This is a genomic window from Lacibacter cauensis, from assembly GCF_007830055.1.
Lineage (GTDB): Bacteria > Bacteroidota > Bacteroidia > Chitinophagales > Chitinophagaceae > Lacibacter > Lacibacter cauensis.
The window spans coordinates 54,020-75,347 of sequence record NZ_VLLE01000003.1; the positions used below are offsets into that span (position 1 = coordinate 54,020).

Consider the following 21,328-nt stretch of genomic DNA (forward strand, 5'->3'; position numbering starts at 1 on the left):
TGGAAGCATTATTCGTTAATCTTTGCGTGCAAACAGCAATACTTTACCTGTATGCCAATAAAACAACAAAACGGATTCCTTCGTCAAACAGTTCTTGTTCTTGCAGCGCTTGTGTTCGTGAGCGCCTGCATCAGTCCACGTAAAACCGATAAATGGGTGGCCAATCATTATGGCAGTGTACCGGCACCTGTAAAAAAGAAAAACGAATTGGTAACGGTGCAGTCGACTGTTGCATCGATGGGTTCGGTGCTTTCCGAGAGCCGCAGAAAATCAGCAAGTCTGTTGCCATTGCTTGTTTACTGGAAATGGAATTACGTTAATGCCTGTAAGCTGAACCCGCAAATGGCGCTGAATGGTTTTACCACAACGGTGAACAGTTATGCTGCGAGAGTTTTGAAACCGAAGCTCAGCAACCAATCGATTGTATTAACTGTTGAAAAAATTCCTTCGGCATTTGACCTGGATGATACCGGGCATTATATTTTCTTCGGTATTTATGGTTTTGGCTGGGAAACGGTAACGCTGGTACCACAGGAACATGCGTTGCAGGTGTCGTACCAGGTGCTGAATGCCGATCAAAGCATTGCAAAAACAGGAACGGTAACCATGCCTATCAGCATTGAGCCGGTAAAAGCAAAACTGTATCAATCGGTCAAGAAGAAAATGGAGCTTTACCTGGAGCAGTATGATGCAGCTATGCTACAGATGGGTCGTAAGCTGATTGATAAACTGGCAACCGAATTGTAAACAAGGTTCCGGGAAATAAAAAACGCCTGCCATCCGGCAGGCGTTTTTTTATGCGATTATCAGGATCTGTATTTGGTACAAGCCTGCGGGATTATTGTCTATTGTTACAGGTCTTAAATTGACTTATATTCAAAACACAAATTGTATTCCCTTTTCGTCTCTCAGGCACGCATCAATCCATTGCGTTGATGATACGAACAGTAGGTTAGCAAACCGGATTTCGTACAAAACAGATCCTGTACCTAACCCGGAATCAACAAGAAAACCAATAACAAGCAGATGGTAATTAATCAATCGTACAAAAGGGTGTTCCGTTTTCAGCAACAGGTACTTCTTTTCATTTTCATGTTACTGTGTACACTGCCAGGTGTAAACGCACAAAACAAATTAACTGCAACAAAAACGACTAATAAGTTTATTCATAAAGGGGCAGGTAATCCTTATCTCCCGTTGTGGGAACATTTGCCCGACGGTGAGCCCCGTGTGTTTGAAGATCCCGACAGGCCGGGAAAATTCCGGGCCTATATTATCGGTTCGCATGATCTGCGGGTGAACAGTTATTGCGGTCCCGACATCCGCATCTGGTCGGCGCCGGTAGAAGATTTATCGAGCTGGCGGGATGAAGGTCCTGTGTTTACGTACCCGATCGATAACCAGTGGGATGTGATGTATGCCCCCGACCTGGTAGAAGTAAAACGCAAGAACGGCAAAAAAGAATATTACCTGTACCCGCACAGCCGTGGCCGCAACCGGGAGGCGATGGTAGCCAAGGGTGATCGTCCTGATGGTCCATTTACGCCCATCAACTTAACAGCCGACGGCAAGGCAACTGTGCCGGGAAGTATTTTAGGATTTGACCCTGCTGTGTATGTTGAATACATCACAGATCCGAAAGATCCGGACTACGCCATTGGTTTCCGTGCGTATGGCTACTGGGGTTTCCAGGGATCGTCTGCCGCACAGTTGGATCAGAACACGATGTACACGCTGCGGCCCGGCACCAGCATCATCAAACCGTTTCTGCCTGCAAGTGCACGTTATGGCGGACAGCTGCGTGAACCCGCAGGTACGGTGTATCCTGCTATTTTCCCCAATGAAGATTTGGGAACCTTCAACTTTTTTGAAGCTTCTTCGATCCGCAAAGTGGGGAACAAATTTGTAACCGTGTACAGCGGTTATTCCGGACCGGATTATGGCCTGAGCAGTTCGAACTCTACCCTGCGTTATGCCTATGCTGATTCTCCGTTGGGCCCGTGGAAGAGTGGCGGCGTGTTGGTGGATTCCCGTGCACCGGTACTGAACCAGGATGGTAGTGCTTTGCAAACAAGTAACGCAGGCCATAATACCCATGGCAGTATACAGGAGATCAACGGACAGTGGTATGCCTTTTATCACCGTCCGCCACGTGGTTTTGGTTATGCCCGCCAGCCGATGGTAGCACCGGTTACGGTTGTTGCTGATGAAAAACCGGTAGCTGATGGTGGAAAGGTTACCATCAGAGCATACGATCCTTATGCAACCAATCAATTGTGGACTGCCAAAGACAGTCAGGGTAAAGAATACAAAGGTGCCGAAGTAACTTCGGAGGGTTTTCATTTCTATGGCCTCGATCCTTATAGCTATTATTCTGCCGGGTATGCCTGTTATCTGTCAGCAACATCACTCCAGCAGGATTCATGGGATATCTGGGATAACCACATGCCGATTGAAAAAGTAAAAAACGGCAACATCATCGGTTACAAATATTTTGGCTTTGGCGGACTGGCACAAAACAAAAACGGGTTGAAAGCTTTTGAAGGAACGAAGCCGGGCAACCAAACGAAGTTTCATCTGTTCCTTACACCCACCACCGCAAAATCGTTCAAGGTGAATGTATGGCTCGACGGTCCCTGGGATAATGCTACCTGGAACGGTAAAAAGATCGGTGAAATTGTTGTACCTGCCAATGCCAAACAGGAAGTAACGCAATTCACAATTGATGTAGCGAAGTATGTAGACAAGCTCGATCAAAAGCATGCACTCTTTTTAGTAGCTGAAGGCGATAGCACAGAAGTGCTGTTCAATTTAAGTGGACTTGGTTTCAGTTCAAAGACAAAGAAATTGGTGCGACCTGTTGTGCCGGTTGTGACTATAAAGGTGAATGGAAAAGCCATTGATATTCCTGCCACACCTGTACGATCAACCAATGCCAATGGTATTACGGAGTACAATCTTTACCAGGCAACGGTGAAAGTACCTGCAAGCGAAACTACCGTTCCCAAAGTAACTGCCTCGGCCAACAACCAACTTGTACAAGTAAATGTAACACAAGCTGCAGCAAAAGACGGAAAGGCTGTTGTAACGTTCAACTACAAAGGCGTTGTAAAAACATACCATGTTCAGTTTGTTGCGGAATAAAAAACAAGAGGTTCTGTTTATAAAAAAAGGAAGCACCCGTGCTTCCTTTTTTATTGTTCCAGACCGTTAACCGATTTCCAACTTATAACCCTTGCCATGAATACTTACAATTTTTATAGCGGGGTCCTGTTCTAACCGTTTGCGCAATTTTGATACAAACACATCGAGACTGCGACCTACAATCACACCTTCATCTTCCCACACTTCTTTCTGCAACCTGTTACGGTCAATAACCTGGTTGGGTGCTTCAGCAAAAATGCTTAAGAGCTTTGCTTCTTTACTGGTTAAAATCGTTTCATCAGAACCCAACAACAAGCGTTGTGTATCGGCATAAAACAAATAGTTACCAATGCTGAACACAGGAGCATCTGCAGTTTTTTCATCTTTCAATGTTGTATTGCTTTCTGCAGGTTGGCGTTTGATACGCCAGCCCACGAAAGCAGCAGCAGCAAGTAAAAGAATACCTGCGGCAATAAACCACATTGCAGGAGTAAAAGGTTCTTCTTTAAAACTGATGACAATGTTGTACGGAAACGACGGTTGGTTGCGTCCGCTGCAGGGCACAATGTTTTGCTGTTCGCTGCGAAGGATGGCATAGCCAAAAACCACTTTGTTGTTGAAGGGTTCGGTAACCTGCACAATATAATCGGAAGGAAGATGGTTGCTGCGGATAATGCGGTCGATGATCTGTACCAGCGAATCGGGTTTAAATGAAAAACTGCTGTTGAACGGAATGCTGAACGAACCTTTTGCCAGTCGGGTTGGCGGTACTACCTGTGTGCTGCTGTCGCCGGCATATTGTAAAATGCTGTGAGCGATCTGCCGCATCACAATCATTTCTTTAGCGGAGTCGAAACGATTATTGTTGGTCTGTTTGCTTACAAACCCAACAAGCAACAACACAATTCCGCTTGCGGCAACCAGTAACCATTGTTTTCCCTTCATGCGTAACGGCTAGTTTTAAAAAATGGGTTTGCAAGTTTTCCCCGTTAAAATTAATCAATACCCGTTGTTACAGCCTTTGTTTGCAAAGGTTTTACAACCGTTTACAATCTATTTACAACTGTTTTACCCCTTTCGCCTGCCCGGCAGATTAATTTAGTGGAGCATCATGATTACAAACCGAATCTCACACAAAAAGAACATTTATGAAACAGATCCCGTTTTTTGTATTTGCATTACTCTTCGGCTCCTGCATCGGGCAAAATAACAGCAATATCAAATTTCAATCAGTGGCCATTGGCAACGGTCAGCCGGAGCCCAAACGTATTCCGGTTTACAGGTTCCTGTCTGTAAAACTGATACCACAGGAGCAAACCGATTTACAGGTGAGCGACTACATCCGCACCATGTTGCAGGATAAAGCAGGCAATATCTGGTTTGGTACCAATAACGATGGCGTATGCCGCTACAACGGTAAACAGTTTGTGTATTTCGGCACAAAGGAAGGCATCAGCGGAAATGCAGTAAGAAAACTTGTAGAGGATCAAGCAGGCAATATCTGGATGGCCACTAACAATGGTCTTACCATGTACAATGGCAAAACGTTTACCCTGTTTACGGAAAAAGATGGCTTACCCTCGAATGATACCTGGACTTTGTTATGCGACAGCAAAGGACAGCTTTGGGTGAGCACCATGAAAGGTGTTTGCCGTTACAACGGTACCAGCTTTACTGCAGTAGACCTGCCGCTTGCTGTTACACATAACCGGGAGTTTCGTTTTACACCGAAACTGGTGTGGAGTATGTACGAAGATAAGCGTGGCGCTATCTGGTTTGGTACAGACGGAAATGGTGTAAAAAAATTCGACGGGACAACGTTTACCAATTATACCGTAGCCAATGGCCTGGCTGGCAACAATGTGCTGTCGATTACACAGGATAAGGCCGGTAATCTTTGGTTCGGTACCTGGGGACATGGCTTGAGCCGGTATAATACCGATGGCTTTGTGAATTACACCGATAAAAACGGGTTGGCCTCAAACGATGTGTGGACAATGCTGGTTGACAAGCAAGGCTATTTGTGGATGGGTACTTTAGGCGGAGGCGTGAGTAAATTCAATGGTACCACATTTACAACGTATACCGAAAATGAAGGCCGCACCAAAAACCATGTGCAAAGTATTTTGCAGGATAAAAACGGAGAGATGTGGTTTGGTTTTTCGGGAGGAGTATTTCGCTTAAAAGACATCACCCTTATCAACTTTATTAAAGAAGGCTGTTAGCGATTAATGTTTCACTATAGGTGCATAACAGCTGTTGGCTTTTTACTACCAATAGCTGGTGCCATTACTTAAAAAATGTCTGACGTCTTCGACGTCCTGACATAAAAAAGGATGCACACTGTGCATCCTTTTTTATGTTGTTGAGGAAGATTAACTGAACAGGTATTCCACATCTTCTCTGCTGAGGCTTTTTACAAAACCATTGTCATCAGCAATCAGATCACGTGCCAATGAACGCTTGCGTTCTTGCAGCTGCAGAATTTTATCTTCAATGGTATCCTTACAAATCATACGATACGCAAAGATGTTGTTGGTTTGACCAATACGATGCGTACGGTCGATGGCCTGTTGTTCTACAGCAGGGTTCCACCATGGATCAACAATGTACACATAGTCGGCAGCTGTTAAGTTCAAACCCACACCACCCGCTTTGAGTGAAATGAGGAATACTCTTGTTTCTTCGTTGTTCTGGAAATCCTGTACCGCTTTTTCACGATCTGCAGCAGATGTACTTCCATCAAAATACACAAACGGAATGTTGAGCTCTTCCAGTTTTTCACGAATCAATCCCAGCATGCCCAGGAACTGAGAGAACACCAGTGCTTTGTGGTTGCCCATGTTTTCTTCCAGCTCACGAACGAGTTCATCCAGTTTAATCGAATGGTTCGGCAGCTTTTCCGGTTCGTTTAAGATCGATGGCGAATCGCAGATCTGGCGCAGCTTCATCAACCCTTGCAAAATGGTTAACTGCGATTGACCAATACCCACTTCTTCGATGGTACCGAGAATTTTTGAACGGTACTCGTTGCGGTACGCATCGTAAATACGGCGTTGCTCGGTTTCCATTTCGCAATACAGAATGCTTTCTGTTTTTTCAGGCAGATCTTTTGCCACCTGTTCTTTTGTACGACGAAGGATAAACGGAAACAACAGTTTGCGCAAATGTTCTTTCTGTTCTTTTTCGCCAAACTTATCAATGGGTGTTGCAAAGTCGTTTCGGAAATGTTCTACCGTGCCCAGCATACCGGGGTTGAGGAAGTTCATTTGTGCGTACACATCAAAGGTGTTGTTCTGCAGCGGCGTACCACTCATGCACAAACGGTGTTTGCTTTTGAGTAAGCAGGCTGCTTTGGCCACTTTGCTGTTGGGGTTTTTAATGGCCTGGCTTTCGTCGAGTACCACACAATCGAAATTCTGTTCGCTCAGCAATTTAATATCGCTGCGCAGTGTACCGTAGGTGGTGATGATGACATTGAAGCCGGTAAAGAAATCTTTATCACGGCTGCGTTGTGCACCATGATGAATATGATAGGTAAGTGCCGGTGTAAATTTTTTGATCTCGTTTTCCCAGTTGTACATCAACGTAGTGGGGCAGGCAACCAAGGCTTTCAGTCCGTTGTTTTTTGTATGCACATGTTGCAAGAACGACAAGGCCTGGATGGTTTTACCCAAACCCATATCATCGGCCAGAATACCACCCCAGCCCACTTCGCTTAAAAAATTAAGCCAGTGGAAACCACTTTCCTGGTAGGGACGAAGAATGGGTTGCAGGTGTGCAGGCGGATCTACTTTCTGAATATGTTTGAACTCACGCAGGCGTTCGTATTTTTCTTCGAGCTCAATCATGAGCTCAGTTTCATCACGGCTCTCGTACAGTTCATCAATAACGCTGATGTGGTATTTTGATAAACGCAGTTTGTCCTGCTTGTTTTCGCCCACCCGGAAGAGCATGGAATAACGTTTGATCCACTCTTCGGGCAGCACACCCAAAGTACCATCGGCCAGCTGCACCAGCGATTGCTTGTTGGCCAACGCTTTCTTTACTTCGGCAATGCTTACACTCTGATCGCCAAACACCACTTTCACTTTTGCATCGAACCAATCAACTCCATTGCTGATATAGATTTCGGTTTTTGGTTTAGCTGTATTGAAACGGAAATTCTTCAGCACTTCCCAGCCTTCCACCGGTACTTTCATTTCCTTCATGGCATCTACAAACAAAAAGAACCAGTTGTTTTTTAATACCTCTGCTCCTTTTAATGCCAGTTGTGTACCGCCTTCGGGTTTGATGAATTGCGAATGCAATTTCTCTACCTTTTCAACAAACTCATTTTCTTTTTCACGGTTGCGGTTAACGATGATGAGTCCATCTTCGCCGGGTAAAATAATTTCGTCTTTATCGCTGGAGCGCACTTTGTACCCTTTGTAACTGAAGGTGGGAATCATTACCAGGTAATCGCCTTTTTCCTGCAGTTGTAAGGTAATATCCGGTTCACCAGCTTTTACTTCTTTGATCAATGCAGCATCAAACTCCACATGGTAATCACGTGCAATCTTCAAGGCTTCTTTCGAAAGAAACTCCGACAGATCACTATTGCTGATAAGCCGGTTTTTAGTTGCTGTAAAATCGATAACCAGTTGTGCATCTTCCTGTTTTTCCCAGGTGCGTGCTTCATTGTTGAGTAAAAAAATGAGCGGACTGTTCCAATCGTTCTCATGTACATCCAACGGTACGCTGTTGATTTTTACTTTACAACTCCACTCCCATTTATTCTTTTGCTGTTTCAGTTCAAAGAATGGTTTCAGGAAAGTGCCGGTTGTTGTAACAGGAACAAGATTTTTTGTTTTGAACTCTTTTCCTTTTGGTAAGAGTAATACCGGCGAACTTGTTTCGGCAAATAATTTCTGAATGCGTGGAAGTAAATATTCCAGCATCAGTGTTTTGGTATCTTCGGGCAAATCGTCTTCTTCGTGATGGATGATGTTTTCCCAGATACCGGAGAAGGGTGAATTGCGGTTGACAAACTTGCTGATTTCTGCAGGTTGCAAACGACGTAACAACTGCAGGAGTTGTTTATCATTTTCACCAAGGTCGTCGGTTTCGATAAACTTACTTACATCCAGTTTTTCAATATTGCCGATGAACTCATTGGTATCATTATCCACTTCGCCTTTCACCACATCAATACTGAAGTACGGAAACTGTTTGCTGTTATTGTTGAGCACCACACCTAAACGTGTGAGCGCTTTTACTTCTTCTTCTGTTTCAACAGCTGTATTCTCCTGTTCGTTTACAGCAACTGCTGTTGCTGCAGGTTCCGGTTTTTTTACAGCAGATGGTTCCACCCGTTTTACACCCGGATCGAGTACACGCAGAAAAGGTTTACCATCTTTATAAATGAATTCAAATTTCTCCTGCCAGTTGTCGGAAAGCGAATAACCATAGATGCCTAACAGCTTTCCTTTTTCTTTATCCATGTTGCGGATGCTGTCGAAGTACAATGGTCCGTGCGCATTTAGTAATTGAATAAATACGATGGCTTTGTGTTCGCAGATGGCGTGTGCATTTTCGGCACAGGTGCAGGAAGTATCGAAATTGCGTTCGTCGTTTTTCTGAATGGTTACCGGCCATGTTTCACCGTTCATCTGCACTTCGGCTTTTACACATTCGTCTTTTGCCGAAAGAATACTTGCTTTTTTGCTGCGCAGAAAAACTTCGGCATCGTTTAAGGCAGCAGCTGCAGTAAGCGTGCGGATGGTTTTGAGCTCGATGCTTTTCATTTTTACAACGGTATGCCGTTGATCGTACTGCAGATCTTTTAAGCCGAGAATATTTTTATCGATGAGATCCTGCAACTGAAAAAGCGATGCTACCTCGTGGCGACAAATATCGCCGAGGTTGTACGGGCAGCTGCAACGCACATTCATGGCATTGGCATCTTTGTACTTCTGGATGTACACCTTGTAAAACGTGGAGTACGAATCGTCACGCACACGAAACACGACAGTGCCCATCAGTTCATCGTGTTCTACCAGTTCGGCAAAACCGATGGCGTGGATTTTTTTACCACGACGAACCACTTCTTCCGTACCGTGATTGTATGCAAACTTCAGCAAATGAGGTAAAGCCAAGCGTAACAGTTTTTGTTTTCGATAATCAATTTGGTATCAGCCAAAGCAAACATGTGCTGTGTTCAGAAAAGGCTAATCTGCAAATGTAAAAGCATTCAGGTCACATTTCCTGTTAAAAACAGAAAGAATTATCAACGTTGTAAAAGCGATTGCGGTACAGGAAAAGCTTCTTATCTTTATACGTTTGCCTTGAAAAATGTAAACGCATGCAACGCTTGCAGCACTTCGTAAATCTTGCTAAGCAGAAAAACAGAAACATGAACAAACAACAACCATCCATTTTCTTTTGTCTTGTAATGGACGCAGTGGGTTATGCCAGCTATGCCGTTCCGTTTTTGGGTGAGTTTGCAGATGTGCTTTGGGCGCCGGTTTCGGCTATTATTTTTTACCGCACGTTTGGTGGCTGGAAAGGATCGTTTGGTTCGTTATTTAACCTGGCCGAAGAATTATTACCGGGAACAGACTTTGTGCCTTCGTTTACGTTGATGTGGCTTTGGAATTATATTGACCGCAAGAAAAGCAGTAATAAGGTGCTTGTACCAGCAGCATAAAAAAAGAAGCGCCGGCAGCGCTTCTTTTTTGTTTATTGGTTGCTGTTCGATCCGTATCGCCACGGATCGTTGGTATCTTTTGAGGGTCGCATTTCTTCATCTTTTTCTTTATCGTACACCCGCAGGTATACCACCCATTCGAAATTCTGAAATTCTGCAATCAGGTCAATTACCAGTTTACTGAACTCGCCCGTGGCATCGTTGATGTGAAACTGGTTGCTCCATAAACGCAACTCTTCACTTGGTGCAGAATAGGCATTTGTTGGCTGAATACTATTGTTAGCGCCTTTGCTGAACAACGATTTACCCAATATATCGTTGTAGTAAGCTTTGTATTGTTTTTTCAGCGTGTTGATATCTGCGGTTACAAACAGCTTTGCCTCCCACAACCAGTTGATTTTTTTATTGGCAGGATAGCCGATGATCTTTGATTCAACTGCTCCTTTCATTTCAACTTTTGAGCTGTATTCAATGATATTCGGTTCGGCCTGGTTTTGTTGTCCTTTGATTAGTGCAAACTGATTGGGATAATCGTTGATTACTTTTTCAAGATCGGGCCTGATGGTCGTGAAGGTACTTTTTTGGGCAAAAACGTTCAAGGTGCAGCAGATTGTGATGCAGATTAACAGCAGTAGCTTTTGGTTCATGGATAGAGATTTGTTGCAATATAAAAAAACAATCCGGTGTTTTATAGTGGTTTTGTAAGAAGAATAACTAATGCGAAAAATACATGCTTACTTGTTTTTTTAGAGAAGCAAGCATAAACAGACCCGATTAGTACCACTTAGTACATACAATTAGTTTTCGAAAATTTTTTACAACCCTTACTGCTGTTGCAGTTTGCAGAAATCAGCGAATAAACAAAAAGAGAGCGGTGTTGCTGCGCACCGATGTATACAAAACTCCTTTTAAACCAAGGGTTTAGTTGAAAAAAAATTCGAAATGCTTTTTGCAGGAACAGGGAGCATCGTACAATTTACATGCAAACCCGTAAAATTCGCAAGTGAAAAAACATCAGTTCTACGCTTGCATAAACTTTTTTTGCGAATTAATTTTATAGTCCTAAATCCAATTATATGAAAAAGACAACCTCTGTTAAGAAAAGTTCTTCTGTTGTTCTCTCCATTAAACAGATTGTTCATTTGCTGGTGGAGTCGTTCGAGTCGCCGCAAACAAAACAATTCAGAAGATGGAAAAATTATTTTGCCGAATAGCTTATGAAGAAACTTTACGCTTAAAAGCCATTACAGCTGCGAGTGTATGGCTTTTTTTATGTCCGTTACTTTCCTCCAGAAAACAATATATAATCAGAAGCGGTATAGCCTTTAATGGAAAAGATATAATTGTTTTGAAAAGAGCCCTGCCGTACAAATTCTCCTTTACGGGTGTACACAACAACAGCTCCACCATTACCGGAGTTCATGCTACCTGCCAGTAGTGTTGGTAAAAATTTCATGTAAGCAATGGTTGAAACGTCGAGCATTTGTACCTGGTTAAAATCCACTTCCATTTCATCAATGAAATACGCTTTTACTTTTTCCTTTCGCCAAAACAAGGCCTGTTCACCGGTTGATCGGTCTGTGCTGAGGCTTAACCCGGCCATTCTTGTAAGCAAATAATTGATACAATCGGGGTAGGTGAGAATTTCATCGTTATCGAGGAAATTAAACTCCCGTTCCATGATGCTTTCGTAGAGACCGGAAGCAAATTGCTCTTTGTATTTTTCCAGTTTGGTTTTACGTGTGCCGGTAACAATGATCTGCTGCAGTTCTTTCCCTTTTCCTTCCACTCTTACAGCATTGGGCGGAAGTTGATTGATGCGTTTCAGTGAATCGTATTCTGCAGACGTAAATAAGTTGGCTCCAAAATTGAAAACTGCTGTTGTAACCGAATCGTAGTCTTTTGCTTTGGGCAACAGATCAATTGATATATCCGGTTTTTGTTTGCGCTTTGTGCCCACAAAATTGAAGAACACCGTTGCTTTGTTTTCGAATACCAGTTTTGGTAAAACGAAATGTTTATCCTCTTTTACTTCTATTACCTTGTTGTAGTTGGGCATGTTTTTCCCGAACACATACATGAGCAGCGAAGAAGAAATTTTGTTGTTGTTGAGAATACCGGTTACTTGTCTAAGTCCGGGGTAATAAAAAGTTGACAGAACAATTTTATCGTTCTGAAAATTTTCAGGTACGGTTACAAGAAAACTGTTGAGTGTATCAATGACAGGATAATACAAGGTATCAACTACTCCGGTATTCATGGCTTTTGCCACAACCATCAGGGTTCCTGCTTTTACAAACGCCGATTGCTGAAGAGAAATCCAGATGCTGTCTGTATCGGCAATGCATTCAACGCTTACTGTTGCAGCAGCTTTGTTCTGGCTATAACCCCAGCTGATCAGGCAAAGGGAAAAGAAAAGCAAGAGCACTTGTTTTTTCATAAAGGCTAAAAAACCGCAACAATTACTGTTGCGGTTACATATTATACGGTTTAGAATTTTGTGAGTACTTTGTTCATCTCTGCTGTAATTTCTTCGTTGCAGAGATTGCCAATGCTTCCTTCGTGTGTGTGATGTAACTGTTGCAGATCGTATTCAAATTCTCCTTTGTTGATGGCATTACCCACCTGTTGATACGCTTCACGGAAAGGAACGCCTTTGTTCACCAATTCATTCACAGCTTCCACGCTGAATAAATATTTATACTTCTCATCGGTGAGAATATTTTCCTTCACCTTCATGTTGCTGAGCATGAGCTGCATTAGCTGCAGACAAGCTTTCAGTTCTTCAATAGCAGGGAACAGAATTTCTTTGGTCAACTGCATATCACGATGGTAACCGGAAGGCAGGTTGTTGATGAGTAATGTCAACTCGTTTGGTATTGATTGGATGCGATTGCATTTTGCACGGATGAGTTCAAACACATCCGGATTTTTTTTGTGCGGCATAATGCTGCTGCCGGTAGTCAACTCATCGGGGAACGAAAGGAAACCAAAGTTCTGGTTCATGTACAAGCAACAATCCATCGCCAGTTTGCTGAGTGTTGCTGCAACAGCGCTCATGCCAATGCTTGTTACTTTCTCTGTTTTACCACGGCTCATTTGTGCATACACACTGTTCCAGTTAAGCGTGCCGAACTGCAACAATTCCGTTGTACGTTTTCTGTTGAGCGGAAACGATGAGCCATAACCTGCACCACTGCCCAATGGATTTTTATTGGCCACCTGGTAAGCAGCTGCTAATAATTCAACATCATCTACCAAGCTCTCGGCATAGGCACCCAACCATAAACCAACCGAAGATGGCATGGCAATTTGCAAATGTGTATAGCCGGGCAGTAATGTATGCTTATGCTGATCGCCGGTTTTGATCAAGAGATCAAACAGATTTTTTACTTCGTCTTTAATATTGTTGATCTCTGCACGCAGGTACAATTTAATATCAACCGCCACCTGGTCGTTACGGCTTCTTCCGCTGTGGATTTTCTTACCAACGTCGCCGATCTTTTGGGTAAGCAGATATTCAACCTGTGAATGCACATCTTCTATGCCTTCTTCAATAATGAAAGAGCCAAGCTCAATGGTTGCAGCGATTTCTTTCAGTCCGGCAACAGCCTGTTCTGCTTCTTCTTTACTCATCAAACCCACTTCACCCAGCATGGTTACATGCGCAATGGAGCCTTGCACATCGTACTTTGCCAACAACAAATCAAATTCTTTATCACGACCAACAGTGAATTGTTCAACCAACGCAGATGTGCTGCTGTTTTCTTTGCTCCAGAGTTTCATAATTTTTTTGTTTCAGGTTACAGGTTTCCGGTTGCTGGTTACTTGATCTCCGTTGGAGGCAGGTTGTTCCAGTTATCTTCTACCCACTGAATAAAGTTGTTTATTTTCTTACTCAAAACTGTATAGCGCTCAAAGAAACTACTGTACAAACTCGTTTCTTTCAGAGACTCAGTTTCATGCAGGAAATCTAAATGCACAATTGTTTCATCACATTCTGATTGTGCATAAACAAGAAATCGAATGAAATCCTGTTTATATCTTTTTCTGCCGTATCCTTCAACTATTGCAGAAGTAACGGCTTTTGAAGATCTTCTTATTTGGCTTCCTTCTTCATATAACTCAAACTTTGGAAGAGAAAGACTCATTTTGTGTATTTCGATAGCTAGTTGTTTCGACTCCTTATAAACATCAAGCTCCCGGTAACTTTTCATGTGCTAGTTGATATTTTATTTTGGCCACAAAGTATATCTGTAAAAACTCTATCGCTGATATAATAAAATAGCTCAATAATTTTTACAGATATTTCATGTTGTTGGCGTTGTTTTACCAGCAACCAGTAACTGGAAACCGGCAACACTATAAAATACGGTCTAATAATTTTATATACAACTCAATCCCACCTTTGATCTCATCAACATATACATATTCATCGGCTGTATGACTTCTTGCACTATCACCAGGGCCCATCTTCAATGCAGGGAACGGCATTAATGCTTTGTCACTTGTTGTGGGTGAACCATAATAACCACGACCCAACTCAATACCTGCTTTCACCAATGGATGATCCATGGCGATAGAAGTTGATTTCATTCTTGTTGTACGTGGTTTGAACTGGCTCTTTAAGTTTTCTTTCAACTCACCAAGTATTTCATCGAAGGTATAGAGTTCGTTCACCCGCACATCAATTACAAATTTGCATTGTGGTGGTACTACATTGTGTTGCTGGTTTTCGGTACCAATCACCGTTACCGTCAACATCGATTCACCTAACAACGGACTTACCTTATCGAACTTGTAATTACGGATCCAGTTTATGTCGTCCATGGCAATGTACAAGGCATTGACGCCTTCTTTGCGTGCAGCATGTCCGGCTTTACCTTGTGCAATACAGTCGATCACCATTAATCCACGTTCAGCAACAGCCATATCCATCTTGGTTGGTTCGCCCACAATACCAAAGTTGATATTACCGAGATAAGGCAACACCAGTTCAATACCATTCACACCGCTGATTTCTTCCTCAGCACTTGCAGCAAACACCACGTTGTGCGAAAGATTTTCTTTCTCGTAGTAGTAAAGAAAGGTTGCAATTAAGCTTACCAAACAACCGCCTGCATCATTACTGCCGAGGCCAAATAATTTCCCGTCTTCCACTATCGGTTCAAATGGATCTCTTGTGTATTTCGCATTTGGTTTTACGGTATCGTGATGTGAGTTGAGTAACACCGATGGTTTTGCTGCATCGTAAAACTTGTTCTTTGCATACACATTGTTGCCTACACGAAAATGTTCAATGCCTTTTTGTGCAAAAAAATGAATAAGAATTTCTGCGGTTTCGTTTTCTTCTTTTGAAAAAGACGGCGTGGCGATCAGCTGTTTTAATAATTCAACTGCCTCTGTGTGTAGTTGGCTGATGTCCTGGTTGGCCATAATAATTTGTTTAACTGTTTGTAATGGATGTTCCGCTTTCTCCGTTGATCAGATCGTTCAAATGCTCTGCTTTACCAATTACTACCTTTTTTACACCACTGTTTAACGCAGCAAATGCGTTATCGAGTTTCGGGATCATGCCCGCAAATATTTTTCCTTCTGCTTTTAATTGTTCGTATGATGTGGGATCGATGTTGCTGATGACGGTTGCATCATCATTTGCATCGAGCAATACACCTGCTTTTTCAAAGGAATAGATCAAACTTACTTCATACAAGTTGCTCATGGCTTTTGCCACTTCCTGAGCAATCGTATCTGCATTGGTGTTGAGCAGTTGACCCTTACCATCGTGTGTAATCGGCGCAACCACTGGTATAAATCCATGCTCTAACAAGCCGCTCCAGTTTTGTGCATTGATCTTGTCTGACTTTACATCGCCTACAAAACCGTAATCAATTTCTTTTACCGGACGCTTATTCGCAGGAATTAAATTGCCGTCTGCACCGGTAACACCAATGGCATTGCAGCCAAGCGACTGCAATTGTGCGATTACTTTTTTGTTGATAAGTCCGGCGTACACCATTGTTACTAAATCAATGGTTGCGGCATCGGTAATACGACGACCATCTACATATTTGCTTTCGATGCCTAATGATTCGCCGATTTTGGTTGCTACCTTACCTCCGCCGTGTATTAAAATTGCCTTGAAGCCCCCATCCCCTGAAGGGGGGCTAGTATGCCCTCCGACAAGTTTTGAAAAGCTTTCAAGAAAAGACGCCAAAACAGGTTCGCTATCAACAATATTCCCACCTATTTTAATAACAACTAATTTTTCCTTTTCAATCACAAGCTGTTTGTTTTCTTGAATGGTCGCTATTGTATCCTTAATCGTTTTTAAAACTGTTGACTTATTTTGAAATACCTCTTCATTCTTAAAGCGAAGAACTGTTAATCCAAGTGACTTTAAGTTTCGTTCCCGAACCTGATCGTTTATTTTTACTTCCTCAACCTCGTGAATACCTCCGTCAAGTTCTATTACCAACCTGGCAGCATGACAATAAAAGTCAACAACATAGTTTGAAATCGGATGCTGTCTTCTAAATTTTAGTTTCCACTCATTTATATGAATATGTTTCCAGAGCAACTCCTCTGCAGGTGTCATTCTGTTTCGAAGCTCCTCGGCTTTTTGAAAAATCAAATGGCTTGCGCCATAAAACATATTCTCCTTCATACTGCTACAATTAATCGGTGTTAAGCACCCCCCTTCAGGGGATGGGGGCTTTTCAGGATTTCTGCTAACACTGTTTGTGCGGCCCAAACACGATTGCTCGCCTGTTGGGTAACAATGCTGTTGCTGCTGTCGAGTACTTCATCGCTCAGCTCCACATTTCTGCGAACAGGTAAGCAATGCATCACTTTGGCGTTGTTGGTTGTTTTTAGTTTTTCTTCTGTCAACATCCACGCTGGGTCGTTACAGTAAATGCGACCATAATCGGTATAGGTACTCCAGTTTTTCACATATACAAAGTCTGCATCTTTTAATGCTTCATCCTGGTTGTGTGTAATGGTGGCACCTTTGGTGAATTGTTCATCCAGTTCATAATCTTCCGGATGGGTGATCACAAAATCAGCTTCGCCCCAAGCATTGATCCATTGTGCAAAACTGTTGCTCACGCATTGTGGCAACGGTTTGATATGCGGCGCCCAGGTCAATACGATTTTGGGTTTGCGTTTTTCTTTGAATGTTTCAGTGATGGTAATGATGTCGGTCAACGACTGCAACGGATGCAGTGTTGAACTTTCTAAACTCACCACCGGAACACCTGCATATTTGATAAACTGTTTAATAAACAGTTCGCTGTAATCATCATGCTTGTTTTGTAAAGAAGGAAACGTACGGATGGCCAACACATCGAAATAATTTCCGAGAATTGGTGCTGCATCTTTTACATGCTCCACTGTTGTACCACTCATGATAGCTTCTTCTTCAAACTCCCAGGTCCAGCCTTCGCTCCCTACATTAAATACGATGGGTTGCATACCGAGATTCTCAGCAGCGATCTGTGTACTAAGTCGAGTACGTAAACTGGGATTAAGAAAAATTAAACCCATGCGCTTGCCAGCACCTAATGCTTTATCAGCAAGCGGGTTTGCTTTATAGGCCAACGCTTTTTGTACAAGAGCGTTGATGTTGTCTACATCATGAACGGAAATGAAATTTTTCAATTCTTTTTTCTTTTTTTATTCCAGATATAAATTACCAGTGTTGCAACCAGCATATAAAATATAAACAGGGGCAACATTCCAAAATATCCTTTCATCAAAAAGCCGGTCATGCTATACTGACTAAATGATGGATTTACCAAAAACAAAATGCTGTCAATTAAGAATGGTATTGCTAAAAGAAGAAATACGACTGCTAATTTTCCGGTTACATTTTGTTTCATAAAAAAGCATTATCCTTTCATCGCTTCAAGTTCTTCCTTCACAGCATCAATAAACATTTCTGCATCTCTCTTCTTCAAACCAAGGCTTGGCAACAAACGAATTACATTTGGTTTTGCTTCGCCGGTGAAGATCTTTTGGTTGAGCAATAAATTTTTCTTGAGGTCTTTGTATTCTTCCGGCACATCAAAGCCAATCATTAAACCACGGCCACGTACATTTTCCAGTTCTTCGATCTTCTCTAATTCTTCACGTAAATATTTGCCGATCATCACCGCATTGCCCATCAATTTCTCTTCTTCCATTACTTCCAGCACTGCTAATGCGGCCGCACAAGCCAAATGATTGCCGCCGAAGGTGGTGCCCAACTGGAAATGTTTGGGTTTGATATGTGGTGCAATGATGATTCCGCCAATGGGGAAACCATTGCCCATGCCTTTTGCCATGCTGTATATATCGGCATTCACCCCTGCAAAATCATGACTGAAAAACTTACCGCTTCTGCCATAACCACACTGAACACTGTCAGCAATATAAACCGCACCATACTGATCGCAAAGTGAACGGATCTTTTTGAGGAATGAATTTTCTGCAACATTGATGCCACCTACGCCTTGAATCCCTTCAATGATCACCGAAGAAATTTCATCGCCTTGTTTTTTGAAACAAGCTTCCAGTGCAGCTTCATCGTTCAACGGAAGGAAGATCACATTATCGGTTTCGTTAACCGGGGCGATATAATTTTTATTATCTGTTGCACTAACAGCCAGTGACGTACGACCGTGAAAGGCTTTGTTGAAAGCAATGATTTTTTTGCGTCCGTTGTGAAAACTCGCAAGCTTCAATGCGTTCTCGTTTGCTTCGGCGCCTGAGTTGCAAAGGAAAAGTTGATACTCTTCTTTGCCGCTTACTTTACCCAGCTTCGCTGCCAGTTCTTCCTGCAACGGAATTTTAATGGAGTTGGAGTAGAAAGCAATTTTGTTTAACTGCTCTTCAATTCGTTTTACCCAATGCGGATGTGTGTGTCCGATACTGATGACAGCATGACCGCCGTAAAGATCGAGGTACTGCTCGCCTTGATCATCCCATACATAGGAGCCTTTGGCTTTTGTAATTGCGATGTTGTTGATGGGGTAAACGTCGAATAAATTCATGTTGTAAGTTTTACCACAGAGGCTCAGAGACACAGAGATTGCTCTGTGCTCTCTGTGTCTCCGTGGTTATTTTAAAAATAGTTTGCTTTCAAATTCAATCCTGTTTTCTCATCCAGGCCAAACAACAGGTTCATGTTTTGTACTGCTTGTCCGCTTGCGCCTTTTAATAAGTTATCAGCTGCTGAATGAACAACGAGCATGTCACCCACTTTTTCCAGTTGAATGAGGCACTTGTTTGTATTCACTACTTGTTTTAAGAAAACAGCTTCTTTAATCACATGTGTAAATGCAGCATCAGTATAAAAATCTTCATAAAGTTTGTTCAGTTCATCGAGACTCTTATCACATTTTACTTGTGAGCTGATGAAAATACCTCTGGTGAAATCGCCACGCCAGGGAACAAAGTTTACAGCAATGTCGCTGTTGGGTTGTAACTGTACTAACGATTCACCGATTTCTCCGAGATGCTGATGCGTTAATGTTTTATAGGCCTGAATATTATTTGCTCTCCAGCTGAAATGTGAAGTGGCAGCCAGGCTTTGGCCGGCTCCTGTACTACCGGTGATACCGGTTGTGTACACCTCTTTCAGCAAACCTGCTTTTGCCAAGGGCAACAAACCAAGTTGAAGCGTGGTAGCAAAGCAGCCGGGGTTGGCAATGTTGTTTGCAGTTTTAATTTGTTCTTTGTTCAGCTCAGGTAATCCGTAAACAAATTTGCGGCTACCACTTGTTGAACTATTCGCTAAACGAAAATCATTCGCCAGGTCAATGATCTTAATGCGCTGATCAATTGTATTCTCAGCTAAGAACTTTTTTGATTCGCTATGACCTAGGCATAAGAATAATACATTCAGGCCCCCGTCTCCTAAAGGGGTGAGGCTGTCGGTGAATTTCAATTCTGTTTCACCAACAAGATCCTGGTGCACTTTATAAACAGGTTCACCTGCATTGCTTCTGCTATGCACAAAAGACAACTCTACATTTGGATGATTCACCAGTAAACGGATGAGTTCACCACCTGTATAACCTGCACCACCAATGATTCCTACTCTAATAGCCATAATTAAAAATTAAGAATGAAGAATATGAAATGAAAAAGTGAAGGCCGATGCTACAGCTACTTTGTCATTCTTCATTTCTCATTTGTTATTTTTTATTTTCTTCCTGAACCGAAGTCCAGATAGATGTTTGATTGCCGAATATTTTTGAGAAGCCTCTTACATCATCACCTGTAAAGCCGGTGTTCATTTCACCGTACTTCCCAAACTTGCTGCTCATGAGATCGTATTTGCTTTCGATACCAATTACCTGGAAACGGTAAGGCATCAGTTGTACAAACACATCGCCTGTAACATTTTGCTGACTGCTGATGAAGTAAGCTTCAATATCACGCATCACCGGATCAAGAATTTGTCCTTCGTGCATCCAGTTACCGTAGAATTGTGCGAGTGTATCTTTCCATTGCAGCTGCCATTTGGTGAGTACATGCTTTTCGAGTGCATGATGTGCTTTCAGAATCACCATTGGAGCGGCTGCTTCAAAACCCACACGGCCTTTAATGCCGATGATGGTATCGCCCACATGAATATCACGTGCAATACCGTAAGCTCCGGCAATTGATTGTAAATAGTTGATGGCATCAACCGGATGATCGAACTGCTGATCGTTCACCGCTTTCAGTTCACCTTTTTCGAAATGAAGTTTAACTTCTTCATTTCCTGCTTTGGTTACCTGCGTTGGCCATGCTTCTTCCGGCAACATGCCTTTGCTGTTGAGTGTTTCTTTACCACCGATGCTCGTTCCCCACAGTCCTTTATTAATAGAATACGCTGCTTTTTCAAAATTCATTTCCACACCCTTGCTCTTGAGGTAAGCAATTTCTTCTTCACGGCTCAGCTTCATATCACGGATGGGTGTGATGATCTCTACACCGGGAATCATGATGTGGAAGATCATATCAAAACGCACCTGGTCGTTGCCTGCACCAGTGCTGCCATGTGCTACTGCATCGGCATTTAATTTTTTTGCATGTTCCGCAATGTGCAGGGCCTGGCTTAAACGCTCCGCACTTACACTCAGCGGATAAGTATTGTTCTTTAAACAGTTTCCGAAAATGAGATACTTGATAATGCGTTCGTAATAACCTTTTATTGCATTAACAGTTGTGTGTGTTTTTACGCCCAGCTTGTAGGCGTGTGCTTCGATCTTTTGCAGTTCTTCTTCACTAAAGCCGCCGGTGTTTACAATTACCGAATGAATTTCGTATCCTAAATCTTCACTGAGATATTTGGCGCAGTAAGTTGTATCTAAACCACCACTGAAGCCGAGAACAATTTTTTTGTTTGCCATTGTTGAACAGAATTATAGAACGTTGAAGTGTGCGACCCTCCTTCACTAAAGTTGCGGAGGGCAGGCGCAACACCAATAAAAATCAGTTGCAGCCTTACTCCTCTTTCGGGAG

General features: G+C 42.7%; 18 protein-coding genes. 5 read left to right on the top strand and 13 right to left on the bottom strand.

What is annotated here, in order from left to right:
- Positions 1-51 precede the first annotated feature (51 nt).
- Both IQ13_RS05510 and IQ13_RS05515 read left to right on the top strand, forming a co-directional pair.
- Positions 52-747, top strand: a complete 696-nt coding sequence (locus IQ13_RS05510; protein WP_144885110.1) for a hypothetical protein — start codon at positions 52-54, stop codon at positions 745-747.
- 279 nt (positions 748-1,026) lie between these two features.
- Positions 1,027-3,144, top strand: a complete 2,118-nt coding sequence (locus tag IQ13_RS05515; protein ID WP_144885111.1) for a hypothetical protein — start codon at positions 1,027-1,029, stop codon at positions 3,142-3,144.
- Positions 3,145-3,210: 66 nt separating this feature from the next.
- Here the strand turns inward: IQ13_RS05515 and IQ13_RS05520 are convergent, their stop codons facing one another.
- On the bottom strand, positions 3,211-4,089 hold the full coding sequence (locus IQ13_RS05520; RefSeq protein WP_144885112.1) for a winged helix-turn-helix domain-containing protein: 879 nt from the start codon (positions 4,087-4,089) through the stop codon (positions 3,211-3,213).
- Between the two features lie 203 nt (positions 4,090-4,292).
- On the opposite strand from IQ13_RS05520, the gene IQ13_RS05525 reads away from it, so the two are divergent.
- Positions 4,293-5,369, top strand: a complete 1,077-nt coding sequence (locus IQ13_RS05525; RefSeq protein ID WP_144885113.1) for a ligand-binding sensor domain-containing protein — start codon at positions 4,293-4,295, stop codon at positions 5,367-5,369.
- Positions 5,370-5,519: 150 nt separating this feature from the next.
- Here IQ13_RS05525 and IQ13_RS05530 read toward each other — a convergent pair whose 3' ends face one another.
- Positions 5,520-9,281 (bottom strand): DEAD/DEAH box helicase, encoded by a 3,762-nt coding sequence (locus IQ13_RS05530; protein ID WP_144885114.1) that lies wholly within the window; start codon positions 9,279-9,281, stop codon positions 5,520-5,522.
- A 257-nt stretch (positions 9,282-9,538) separates the two neighbouring features.
- Here IQ13_RS05530 and IQ13_RS05535 point away from each other — a divergent pair, with 257 nt between their 5' ends.
- Entirely contained in the window at positions 9,539-9,832 is a 294-nt protein-coding gene (locus IQ13_RS05535) for a hypothetical protein (protein WP_144885115.1), read from the top strand.
- A 32-nt stretch (positions 9,833-9,864) separates the two neighbouring features.
- Here the strand turns inward: IQ13_RS05535 and IQ13_RS05540 are convergent, their stop codons facing one another.
- On the bottom strand, positions 9,865-10,479 hold the full coding sequence (locus IQ13_RS05540) for a hypothetical protein (RefSeq protein WP_144885116.1): 615 nt from the start codon (positions 10,477-10,479) through the stop codon (positions 9,865-9,867).
- 429 nt (positions 10,480-10,908) lie between these two features.
- On the opposite strand from IQ13_RS05540, the gene IQ13_RS21340 reads away from it, so the two are divergent.
- Positions 10,909-11,046, top strand: coding sequence for a hypothetical protein (locus IQ13_RS21340; protein WP_158637325.1), 138 nt, complete (start codon positions 10,909-10,911; stop codon positions 11,044-11,046).
- 65 nt (positions 11,047-11,111) lie between these two features.
- Here IQ13_RS21340 and IQ13_RS05545 read toward each other — a convergent pair whose 3' ends face one another.
- The 10 genes from IQ13_RS05545 to argG all read right to left on the bottom strand — a co-directional run bounded on the left by IQ13_RS05545 (position 11,112) and on the right by argG (position 21,216).
- Positions 11,112-12,272, bottom strand: coding sequence for a hypothetical protein (locus IQ13_RS05545; RefSeq protein ID WP_144885117.1), 1,161 nt, complete (start codon positions 12,270-12,272; stop codon positions 11,112-11,114).
- Positions 12,273-12,322: 50 nt separating this feature from the next.
- Positions 12,323-13,618, bottom strand: coding sequence for an argininosuccinate lyase (gene argH / locus IQ13_RS05550; protein ID WP_144885118.1), 1,296 nt, complete (start codon positions 13,616-13,618; stop codon positions 12,323-12,325).
- 38 nt (positions 13,619-13,656) lie between these two features.
- A complete protein-coding gene (locus tag IQ13_RS05555) occupies positions 13,657-14,049 on the bottom strand; it encodes a four helix bundle protein (protein WP_144885119.1) in 393 nt (130 codons plus the stop codon).
- 145 nt (positions 14,050-14,194) lie between these two features.
- Positions 14,195-15,268, bottom strand: a complete 1,074-nt coding sequence (locus IQ13_RS05560) for a M20 family metallo-hydrolase (protein ID WP_144885120.1) — start codon at positions 15,266-15,268, stop codon at positions 14,195-14,197.
- A gap of 10 nt (positions 15,269-15,278) precedes the next feature.
- A complete protein-coding gene (argB, locus tag IQ13_RS05565; protein WP_144885121.1) occupies positions 15,279-16,499 on the bottom strand; it encodes an acetylglutamate kinase in 1,221 nt (406 codons plus the stop codon).
- Between the two features lie 20 nt (positions 16,500-16,519).
- Entirely contained in the window at positions 16,520-17,494 is a 975-nt protein-coding gene (locus IQ13_RS05570; RefSeq protein WP_144885122.1) for a Rossmann-fold NAD(P)-binding domain-containing protein, read from the bottom strand.
- Positions 17,491-17,715: a hypothetical protein gene (locus IQ13_RS05575; protein WP_144885123.1), complete on the bottom strand. Its 225-nt coding sequence runs from the start codon at positions 17,713-17,715 to the stop codon at positions 17,491-17,493. Before IQ13_RS05575 ends, IQ13_RS05570 begins: the two co-directional genes overlap by 4 nt.
- A gap of 9 nt (positions 17,716-17,724) precedes the next feature.
- The gene (locus tag IQ13_RS05580; protein ID WP_144885124.1) at positions 17,725-18,867 is read right to left on the bottom strand and encodes an aspartate aminotransferase family protein; all 1,143 of its coding nucleotides are present in this window, start codon (positions 18,865-18,867) and stop codon (positions 17,725-17,727) included.
- Positions 18,868-18,938: 71 nt separating this feature from the next.
- Positions 18,939-19,928, bottom strand: a complete 990-nt coding sequence (gene argC, locus IQ13_RS05585) for an N-acetyl-gamma-glutamyl-phosphate reductase (RefSeq protein WP_199758194.1) — start codon at positions 19,926-19,928, stop codon at positions 18,939-18,941.
- 85 nt (positions 19,929-20,013) lie between these two features.
- Positions 20,014-21,216 carry an argininosuccinate synthase gene (argG, locus tag IQ13_RS05590; protein WP_144885126.1) on the bottom strand — a complete coding sequence of 401 codons (1,203 nt, stop codon included), beginning with the start codon at positions 21,214-21,216 and terminating at the stop codon, positions 20,014-20,016.
- Between the last annotated feature and the right edge of the window lie 112 nt (positions 21,217-21,328).